Origin of the sequence: uncultured Paraglaciecola sp. (assembly GCF_943787955.1) — a bacterium.
GTDB lineage: Bacteria > Pseudomonadota > Gammaproteobacteria > Enterobacterales > Alteromonadaceae > Paraglaciecola.
The window spans coordinates 103,197-112,796 of sequence record NZ_CALSOK010000017.1 but is presented as its reverse complement, the minus strand read 5'-3'; the positions used below and the strand labels follow the sequence as shown (position 1 = coordinate 112,796).

General features: G+C 37.8%; 8 protein-coding genes. 7 read left to right on the top strand and 1 reads right to left on the bottom strand.

The features are described from left to right. Positions 1–533 precede the first annotated feature (533 nt). A complete protein-coding gene (locus Q0Y52_RS16055; RefSeq protein WP_297823375.1) occupies positions 534–851 on the top strand; it encodes a 5-carboxymethyl-2-hydroxymuconate isomerase in 318 nt (105 codons plus the stop codon). On the opposite strand, the gene Q0Y52_RS16050 is transcribed toward Q0Y52_RS16055, so the two are convergent. Next, the gene (locus tag Q0Y52_RS16050) at positions 837–2,351 is read right to left on the bottom strand and encodes an AMP-binding protein (RefSeq protein ID WP_297823373.1); all 1,515 of its coding nucleotides are present in this window, start codon (positions 2,349–2,351) and stop codon (positions 837–839) included. The genes Q0Y52_RS16055 and Q0Y52_RS16050 overlap by 15 nt on opposite strands. Positions 2,352–2,668: 317 nt before the next feature. Here Q0Y52_RS16050 and Q0Y52_RS16045 point away from each other — a divergent pair, with 317 nt between their 5' ends. The 6 genes from Q0Y52_RS16045 to Q0Y52_RS16020 all read left to right on the top strand — a co-directional run bounded on the left by Q0Y52_RS16045 (position 2,669) and on the right by Q0Y52_RS16020 (position 9,597). Further along, a complete protein-coding gene (locus tag Q0Y52_RS16045; protein ID WP_297823371.1) occupies positions 2,669–3,205 on the top strand; it encodes a DUF6817 domain-containing protein in 537 nt (178 codons plus the stop codon). A gap of 130 nt (positions 3,206–3,335) precedes the next feature. Then, entirely contained in the window at positions 3,336–3,569 is a 234-nt protein-coding gene (locus Q0Y52_RS16040) for an Lrp/AsnC family transcriptional regulator (protein WP_297823370.1), read from the top strand. A gap of 80 nt (positions 3,570–3,649) precedes the next feature. After that, positions 3,650–5,023, top strand: coding sequence for a Na+/H+ antiporter NhaC family protein (locus tag Q0Y52_RS16035; RefSeq protein ID WP_297823368.1), 1,374 nt, complete (start codon positions 3,650–3,652; stop codon positions 5,021–5,023). 17 nt (positions 5,024–5,040) lie between these two features. After that, on the top strand, positions 5,041–6,777 hold the full coding sequence (ggt, locus tag Q0Y52_RS16030) for a gamma-glutamyltransferase (protein ID WP_297823367.1): 1,737 nt from the start codon (positions 5,041–5,043) through the stop codon (positions 6,775–6,777). Positions 6,778–7,295: 518 nt separating this feature from the next. Then, complete coding sequence (locus Q0Y52_RS16025) at positions 7,296–9,053, top strand: GGDEF domain-containing protein (protein ID WP_297823365.1); 1,758 nt, start codon at positions 7,296–7,298, stop codon at positions 9,051–9,053. A gap of 43 nt (positions 9,054–9,096) precedes the next feature. Further along, positions 9,097–9,597 carry a DUF2919 family protein gene (locus Q0Y52_RS16020; RefSeq protein ID WP_297823363.1) on the top strand — a complete coding sequence of 167 codons (501 nt, stop codon included), beginning with the start codon at positions 9,097–9,099 and terminating at the stop codon, positions 9,595–9,597. Positions 9,598–9,600 lie beyond the last annotated feature (3 nt).

Genomic DNA, 9,600 nt, shown 5'->3' with positions numbered 1-9,600 from the left:
TTTGGATAAGCACTGTTTGGTGATTTGATACTTTAATGCCATTCACTTTGAAAAATGACTTTGCAGTGATACTGACGTCAGCTGAAAATTGAGTGATATTTTGTTTTTCAGTTTATGTAAGACTATGTGCTATTAACGTTGAGCCTATACCTTGTTCCTGATAGCAGTAATGGCATAAGAAATGGTCGATATTACCACTTGGTTGTAAATCACTGTAACCCACAATTTTTTCTTTAACGTACACGTAAGAGCTGAGTATAGCTAGCTTGTTAATCCACAAGAATTTGTCAAATAATGCAGGTGCCCAAGTGTCTAATTGCTTATGAGAGTGATAGTGAGCATTAACATGATGCACGGTTTGATTGAAAAGTTGCCATATTTCATGTTATTCACCAAGATGATGCTCAGTTATTTTTATTGATAATTTTACCTAAAGTCAGGACAGTAAAATGCCTCATTGTGTTATTGAATATTCTAAAAAAATAGAAAATGTTTTGCCTATTAATGACTGACTGAGTGAGTGAGTGCGTGTGGTGCACAGTAGCGTATTTGCATCGGGATTATTCGAAGAAGCTTCTATTAATTCGCGTGCAATTGAATTTGCTTATTATCAAACAGGTTTATCCGATACGTCCTTTATTCACATCACATTGAAAATATTGCAGGGTAGAAATCATCAACAGAAAAAAGACCTGACCAAGTTAGTATTGGATAAAATCAGTGAAATTATAGCACGACCTCTTTCACTATCTGTTGAAGTCATGGATGTTGAGAAAGTGAGCTACAAAAAAAATAGTGATTCAGTGAGGCTGTTTAAAAAGGCTGTTGAACCTAGATTAAGACTCTCGTAACTTCTGTTTAAAAATTTTGCCACTGTCTTCCCTTGGGAGTTTCTGATGTATATCGAGCTTTCTAGGAAATTTAAAACGAGCCAGTTTGCTATCTAAATATTCATGCATTTGCTCAAGTGTGATTATTTTTCCTGGTTGACATTGTACAGCAGCCACAACCATCTCTCCGAACTCAGGATGGGGTGACCCATAGATAGCACAGTCGACTATGTCATTCATTTGGATTAATACGGACTCTATTTCGAGTGGAAAGATATTCGCGCCACCTGAGATAATCATGTCTTTTTGACGGTCATTAATAAATAAATATCCCTCCTCATCTAAAAAACCAATATCACCTACCGAAATATAGTTTTGATAAGTATATTCGCTGCTATCACCGTCAAAATTGGTGTAATCAAATTTACCAAACATAGGTAAGTCGACATATATTAATCCTGATTGTTGTGTGCCTAATTCTTGTTTATTTTCATTCAATATTTTGATTGCGCCACCTGCAACTACCTTACCTACTGACCCGGGTTTCTCTAATGCCTCAGAGGATGATATTAAGGTCATGAACCCAATTTCGCTCGCCCCGTATGACTCATAAAATATTGGACCAAACCACTCTATCATGGCTTTTTTTATATCTGCCGGACAAGGTGAACCAGTGGAAAGTGCATATTTTAGTGAGCCCAAGTTATATTGTTCACGAATAGTTTGCGGTAATTTTAATAATCTAATCATCATAGTAGGTACGATATAAATATGTGTGATGTTGTATTTGTCTATTGCGGCCAGAAAGTGTTCAGGATCAAATTTAGTCGAAATATAAATATCCACGTCTGATGCTGCTAGGCTGCAGAGGGTTAATGTATTTGGAGCACTATGGTAAATAGGCGCAGCAAGATAAAATCGGTCATTTTTGGTTAATTGCATTAAGGAACGTGATAGGCCTTGGTACACAATATATTTATCAGTATCGCCGTCTTGTGCCCTGCGTTTAATGCCTTTGGGTCTACCAGTACTGCCAGATGTATAGGCGAACATACCTTTAAAGGGTTTAGGTTGAGTATCAATTTGCACGGCTGCTTGCAATGCTAACTCAAGATCCAAGGCTATGTCAGATGCACTGCTGCGTGCGTTAACATCAATTTGATAACTTTCTGCAACTTCTGGTGGTGTGGGAAAAGTGGTAAGCAATACCTTTGGCAAATTTTTTTCATTAAGCTGGTGAGCTAGATCTTTATGTGCAATCAATACTTTTGCACCAGAGTCTTCAATAATGTGTTCAATTTCAGTGGCAACAGAATGCCAGTTCAGAGGCACAAAGTAGCTGCCTAAGTATCGACAAGCTTGAATGACTTCAAGGTATTTAACATCGTTACGCATTAAAACAGCAACAGTATCACCTTGACCAATGCCTTGTGTTTGTAATGTTGCGGCTAACTTTTTCGATCTACTTTCAAAGTCAAGTCTAAGAGTTAGGTTACCGTTTAAATACAAATTACCGAGCATTTTTCACTCCAAATATTGTGTTGATGTTGACTATTTTTTACCATTAAAAATTTATGAATTTTAAGCCTTATTGGCTATTGACACTTTGTACTAATGTTCAATATTAGTACTGAGACGTTTATTTATAATAAGTCACCCAAAATAAGAAGCCTAACATATTCAATTTGGCAAATGCCAATTCACAATAGAGACTGGCTGACGTAACGTAACGTAACGTAACGAAACGCGACGTAACGTGACTGTCATTGTTGCACTCGTGACTTATATGAGTGAGTATAAATTTTGTTTGGGTTAGATAAGTTGGAAAAGGATTAAAAATGGATGCAAAATTTCGGCAATTGATCGAACTCAGTGCTGGAGAATTTGAACACGTAAATGGTCTGCTCATTGCTCATCTTGAAGGTACAAGGTGTCTTTTGAAGGCTTGGAATGCATCCAAAGTGTTACAAGATGCTGGGTTATATCATGCTGCTTATGGCACATCTGCTTTTGCACAAAACGTATTTGAGTTATCAAAAAGAGAAGAAGTGGCAGTGGTAATTGGTAATGATGCCGAAAATATCGTTTACCATTACTGTGCTTGTGACAGACATGCTTTTTTTGCTCAGTTTGGGCTGGTCGACACACCTGTATTTTATAACCACATAACATCTAAAAAATCAGCTGTATCCTTTGAGATGTTGCAAAATTTATGTGAACTTATCGCCGCCAACGAAACTGAGATTGCCATAAATAACTCAAACTTTGTTGCCCAACATGGTGCTGAGCTCGTGGATTTATTTCGCCGCATGCAAACGTTTTTAAGCTCCAACGCTCAGCGAAAAATTCACCATGTGTTTGCATCTCACTTTTAAGAAATTGTCTTGATTGGCCTTGCCAACCAACTCTAGCCATACTTTTTGTACATAACTATTAAATTGCCTACCTGGATTTACTTATTCCTGAAAAAAGTGGCTTAGGTATGATATTTTTTTGCTTATTAAAGTGGATAAAATAAATCTGTTTGACTATAAAATTTATGAAGAAGGCTCAAACATTAAACCAATTGTTGAATTTTATCGAATCAGCGGTGAATATGACTATCTGTTCAAAGTAGTAGTGGCAGACATGCAAGCCTCTGATATATTTATAAAATTAGTTAATGGTGTAGATTTATCTAATATTGCATCACGATTAGCTTTTGAACAAATTAAGTACACGACTGCTTTACCTGTATAGTGTTTCTCGTATAGGCTTAAACCTGTTTAAAGCCTATTTAAAACCTAATAAAAAACGTGTCATCAAAATAAGGTTCGTGTATGCATTGGTATTCTATTTTACCTCCTATTATTGCCATTATTATTGCCTTTTGGCGTAAAGAAGTCATTTTGGCTTTATTGGCGGCTATCCTGTCAGCTGAGTATTTGCTCGCTTATCAAAATAAAACCGAAATATTCTTTACCGGTACCATTGGCTCGGTAGAGCGGGTGATTGAAATTGTTACCTCTGCGGGGAATAGTCGTATTTTGTTATTTAGCGTCTTGATTGGGGCGATGCTAGCTTATATGCGTTATTCAGGTGGAGTAGCTGCCACAGTCGAAATGTTGATCAACAAAGGCGTGGCTAAAAGTAAAAAGCAGGTAGGTTTACTCACCATGTTTACCGGTATTGTGGTGTTTATTGAATCGAACCTCAGTGTGCTGGCCTCAGGTATTTTAGCCCGAGGATTATTCGATAAGTTTAACATGAGCCGCGCAAGGTTGGCTTATATTATCGACAGTACTAGTGCCCCTATTTGTATCCTGATTTTGCTCAATGGCTGGGGCGCATTTATCCTTGCTCTGCTGAGCAACTATGAATTTGAGCAAAGCGCAGTGTCCGTTTTATGGGGCACAGTACCCCTAAATTTTTATGCGATTATTGCCTTGGCTCTAGTGTTATATACGATATTGGCCGACAAAGTTCATGGGCCTATGAAAGAGGCGGAAAAAAACTTAGTCAAGTTGGAAGGGGAGCAGATTGTTATCCCAGCTAGCAAGGCGCGTTTTATGATATTGCCTCTGGCAAGTATGATTTTATCCATGATTGGTTTTATGTTATGGACAGGAAACGGTGATCTGGCAGATGGAAATGGTAGTAAATCTGTACTTTACGCAACCTTGTTGGCGTGTTTTGTTGCTTATATTTTATTGTTAAGTTCAAAACAATACACTCATAAAGAATTAGTCGATACGGGTTTCAAAGGTATGGGTGAAATATTACCATTGGTGACGATAGTCTTGTTTTCGTTAACACTAGGGGCGAGTTTAAAAGAACTCGGTACGGGGGGGTTTGTGGCCGGGATGGTGGGAGATTATTTACCTATCAGTTTGATAGTGCCGGTGCTTTTTTTAGCAGGAGCCATGATGTCTTTTAGTACAGGGACTTCTTGGGGCACTTTTGCGATACTTATTCCAATAGGGGTGCCATTGATCCAAACACTTGGATTGCCGCCCTCACTGGTAATAGCTGCTATTTTAGGAGGGGGAGTCTTTGGTGACCATTGTTCTCCTATTTCTGACACCACTGCGGTATCTTCAATCGCTTCAGGTTGTGACTTATTGACCCATGTACGCACCCAAATGCCTTATGCGCTGTTTGGTGGCGTTTTAGCTTTTGTTGGATATTTTATCGCTAGTTTAATAATGATTTAAACTTTAAGGAAACAATGATGCCTATTGAAACAACATCAAGAAGAATTATGGGCCACGTTCTTCTTACACTAATGAGTGTAACTCTTTTTGCATGCTCTGAGCAGGTTGATGAAGCACAATTTACCTCCCTTGCACCCCTTGCACCCCTTTCATCCACACCCGTGTTCAAACAAGCAGCGGTGGCGATGCCTGATAGTTTCAGCGCAGACATAGCCAAAGATATTTTACAAAGAGGGGGTAACGCGGTAGATGCTGCTATTGCTGCGCAATTTGTCTTAGCTGTGACCTTACCTGAAGCAGGTAATATTGGTGGGGGTGGTTTTATGCTGGTATATAAAGACAAAAAAAGTGACTTTATTGATTACCGCGAACAAGCGCCCTTATCAGCTCATAGGGATATGTATTTGGACAAAAACGGTGACGTTATCCCTTATCAGTCGTTAATAGGTGTTTTGTCATCTGGCGTGCCTGGCACTGTAGCAGGTATGTGGTTAGCCCATGAAAAATATGGCACTTTGCCATGGAAAGAACTGGTCCAGCCAGCTTTTAATCTAGCAGAGAAAGGATTTAAGGTTCACCCCAAACTTGCACAATCCATTGAAAGGCATATAGCTAAATTAGAAAAACGTGGTTTTGACGTGAATTTCAAAGATTATTTCGCTGCAGCAAAAGCAAATGAGGTATTTCAACAATTAGAATTGGCCGACACCCTAAAACGTATTCGTGATCAAGGGCGAGACGGTTTTTATAAAGGTCAAACAGCAAAAATAATCAGCGATTTTATGCGTCAGAAAAACGGCTTGGTGACTGAACAAGATTTATTATCTTATGAAGCGAAGTCACGAGAACCTCTGAGTGCTAAATGGCGAGAATATCAATTACTCACTTCACCGCCACCCAGTTCTGGAGGCATTGCTATTATACAATGGTTAAAAATGTATGATCTATTAACTCGAGATCAAGAAAAACTTACCCACAACTCTGCCCCGTACCTGCATTTATTATCAGAAATTGGTAAGCGAGTATTTGCTGATCGTGCCGAATACCTTGGTGATCCCGACTTTGTCGACGTTCCCGTTGATAGTTTAATTGGTGATGAATATATCGCGATGCGCAGTCAAACGGTATCCAGAGATAAGATTTCAGTGACGGAATGGGTTAAACCAGGGCTAAAAGAAAGCGAAGAAACCACGCATTTTTCTATTATGGATAAATGGGGCAATGCAGTATCGAACACCACCACTATTAATCTTGGATATGGCAGCAGTGTGGTAGTGCAGGGGGCAGGATTTTTATTAAACGATGAAATGGATGACTTTAGTTCTAAACCGGGGGTTGCCAACGTATTTGGTGCCGTAGGTGGTCAAGCCAACGAAATTCAACCCAAAAAGCGTATGTTGTCTTCTATGACGCCAAGCATGGTCTTAAAAAATGGTGAGGTAACCTTTATAACTGGCTCGCCTGGTGGAACCACTATTATAAGCTCAGTGTATCTGTCTATTCTAAATGCCTTGGAGTTTTCTATGAGTGCAGAAGATGTAGTCAACACACCTCGGTTCCATCATCAACTCTTGCCAAAAAATGTAATTCGTTACCATGACGGAATCGATCTTGCTGTGATTTCTGAATTAGAAAAAATGGGTTACACCATGAGTAGCGTCCGTTTTGGTGATATGCAGGTTATTGTGAATATAGACGGTAAAATTGATGCCGCTTCAGAGGCAAATGGTCGTGGAAAATCAATTGTGTTCTAGCACCTTAAATGAACTATTATTTTTGTCATGCAGATATGGCTACCACCGATAGGGTTGATTAGATTAATCAATGATTGGCATTTGTATTCCTATAAAAAAGTGATTTTATACATCAGCTATTGATAATATTGACAATTAATTTTGGCTTTATGTTCTATTTATTTAAGGGGGAAGGATATGTCTAACAAAAAGATATTTTGGATTGATTTTGTCATTTTTTCATGTCGGGTGATTTGCTTTTGCAAAACACGTTAACAAATGTTGATGCATCTAAAATTCCAGCTTGATTTTACATTGTCATGAAGATAAGGCGTTAGAAAGTGGTCTTGTGTTTAATGAAACATCAACACGTTAATTATTGCTCAGGGAATACTCCTGAACTCTTTTTTGGGTGGGGTGGGGGGTAATCGTTATTCTGTTTTTGTTCATTTCTAGACAAATTTAACTAGAAAGAAACATCGGAAACAATTATTGTAAAGAAATATAGAGTAGATACAAAATTTCCTATGCCCCTTATTTTGAAAACTTTGTTTTTTGTCTTTTTATTTATTAGTTATTCACAACGTGTTTTAGCGGACAATATCGACGATTTTATTCAAAGTATCCAAGTGGCGACTTATGACTGTCCCGATGATAAATTTATGCGACAAGTCAATGAATACTTAAGGTCGCGAAGTGTTTTACAGGAACAGCTTATCAAGTTTACAGTGCACAAATCGCATTGGTTGATCTGTGTTGGTAAGAATGATGAAGCGCAAATTATACTTGAAAACCTGCTGTCAGATCCTCTGATGGACAAAAACTCTCAGAGCTATGCCAATGTGCATTACCAATTAGGCTTTATTTTTGATGTGCAAGAAAAGCCAGAAAAATGTGACTTTTATCGCAAGTCTGAGCAACTGGCTAAGAATAAATTTAATGATATTTATTTAAGCTCTCAGTTAGGCATTATCAATGTTTGTGAGAATGTTGATAATGTTGGCGTCAAACTTGGGCGTTTATTTTTATTACTCAAATCCAACTTATTGAAGGATGATCAGAAGGCGCTGGCGCATATTCATAATAATATTGGCTTATTATATAGTTCTATTGGTCAACGGTCACTTGCTGCAGATGCGTATCAAAAATCTTACCAGATTGGTTTAAATGTATATGATGAGAAGCATCAACTTAATACCTTAATCAGTATTATTACCGCTCATTCTGGCGGTGGTGATTATGAGAAAGCAAAATTGATGATTGATGAGTTAGGTAAGCGTAACTTGACAGTTAACACACCCTTGAGTAATAGCTTGTTTCATTTTGCCCAAAGTCGCCAAGCATATCGTACAAACGATTATGAGTCTTTACGTAAGAGTTTGCGGAGTTGGGATGTATTCCTAAAGCAAACGTCTAACCAGACTATGCAGATTTTATATGAATTGTATGTTGCTTCGCTGTGTTTATATGATGAAGACAAAGCATGTGTTAATGACTTTTTACAAAAACAAAATGCTTCAACTTCAGCTATGCCTGCTAGGTTGTCTAAACATCTTTATTATATTGCTTTTTTAGTGAAAGCTAACTTGTTTTTGGGAAATATTGAAGCGGCGCAAATTAGTTTTGACAACTACTCTTCCATCTCGTTAGAGAAGATAAAAAAACAACAGGCATCAGCCCGTGTTCTGGGGGTGGCCAATTTTAACAATGAGATTATGGGCTTAGAAACCAGTTCAGCCAACGCTAAAGAGCAGCGTTTACAAGTCATTTTATTAGCATGTATCATCATTTTAGGTTTAATAGTTCTGGGATATCTATTTTGGGTCAGAGGTTATCTTCGCAAGTTAGCCTCTGACCCTATTACAGGGCTGTCTAATGAACCCTCGGTATTAGCAATAATTAAAAAGGTAAAAGTACCCAAAGATACCAAGGTTAACTTACTGGCATTATTCGATGTTAATAACTTTACTTCCGTTAATGTTAAATATGGTCACAAGGCGGGTGAACTAGCTCTGAAACAAGTCGCTGATTGTCTAAAGCAGGTAACCAGAGAAAAAGATATCGTTGGGCGTGTTGGTGCCGATCAATTTATAGTTTGTTTGGTGAATATTGAAGAGTTGGTAGCCAATGAACTATTATCAAGATTTCAAAGAGCTCTAGACGATTTAAGGTTAAGGGTAAACAGTGAAAAAACGGTTGAAATTCACTCTAGTATGCATGTATACCGTTCAGCTAACAGTCTATCTGATGTCGATGATGTTTTAGCTGAAATTCGGAGTGTTTTGCGTAAAGCATGATAAATTTTATTTCTGCCATCAATGAGTTTATAAACCTCTCACAATGAAACTGTTACTTCCTCTTAAATATTACGATGATGCTGGAAGAGTAAAGCCTGCTGTAGCTTTATATGTGTGTATCGCATTTTTATCCAGAAGTTTGATGATATTAATTGGCTCGGTTTCAGTGAGAGAAAATAGTGACCAAATGTTGGCACTATTTTACCCTGAAAAACAATACCTTTATATTAGCCTCGCCATTGCCTTTCCCGCTTTTCTGGCGTTGCTTCTTTTGGGATTTAGAGAAGAAATTTGGAAAGCAGATAGGTGTTGGATATTTTCTTGTATCAAACCATTATTAATTTTTTCTGTATTAGCTGATTTAGGCTTACATATTATGTTGGCGAAAATAGGGTATTGGCAATTCTCATGGTTAATTGCTTTTACATTGTTTCTTGATTTACTAACTTTGTATTTTTTGGTTAAAGATAAACACACTCAAATGATGTTAATGGATTGGAAAAAACCTTCTCATATAGGGCCAAAAGCCAAACCATTACCATAAAAT

Excerpts from the sequence above, each read along its gene's own strand:
- Q0Y52_RS16050 (WP_297823373.1), bottom strand. The coding sequence starts at position 2,351 with ATGCTCGGTAATTTGTATTTAAACGGTAACCTAACTCTTAGACTTGAC.
- Q0Y52_RS16045 (WP_297823371.1), top strand. The coding sequence starts at position 2,669 with ATGGATGCAAAATTTCGGCAATTGATCGAACTCAGTGCTGGAGAATTT.
- Q0Y52_RS16020 (WP_297823363.1), top strand. The coding sequence starts at position 9,097 with ATGAAACTGTTACTTCCTCTTAAATATTACGATGATGCTGGAAGAGTA.
- ggt (WP_297823367.1), top strand. The coding sequence starts at position 5,041 with ATGCCTATTGAAACAACATCAAGAAGAATTATGGGCCACGTTCTTCTT.
- Q0Y52_RS16035 (WP_297823368.1), top strand. The coding sequence starts at position 3,650 with ATGCATTGGTATTCTATTTTACCTCCTATTATTGCCATTATTATTGCC.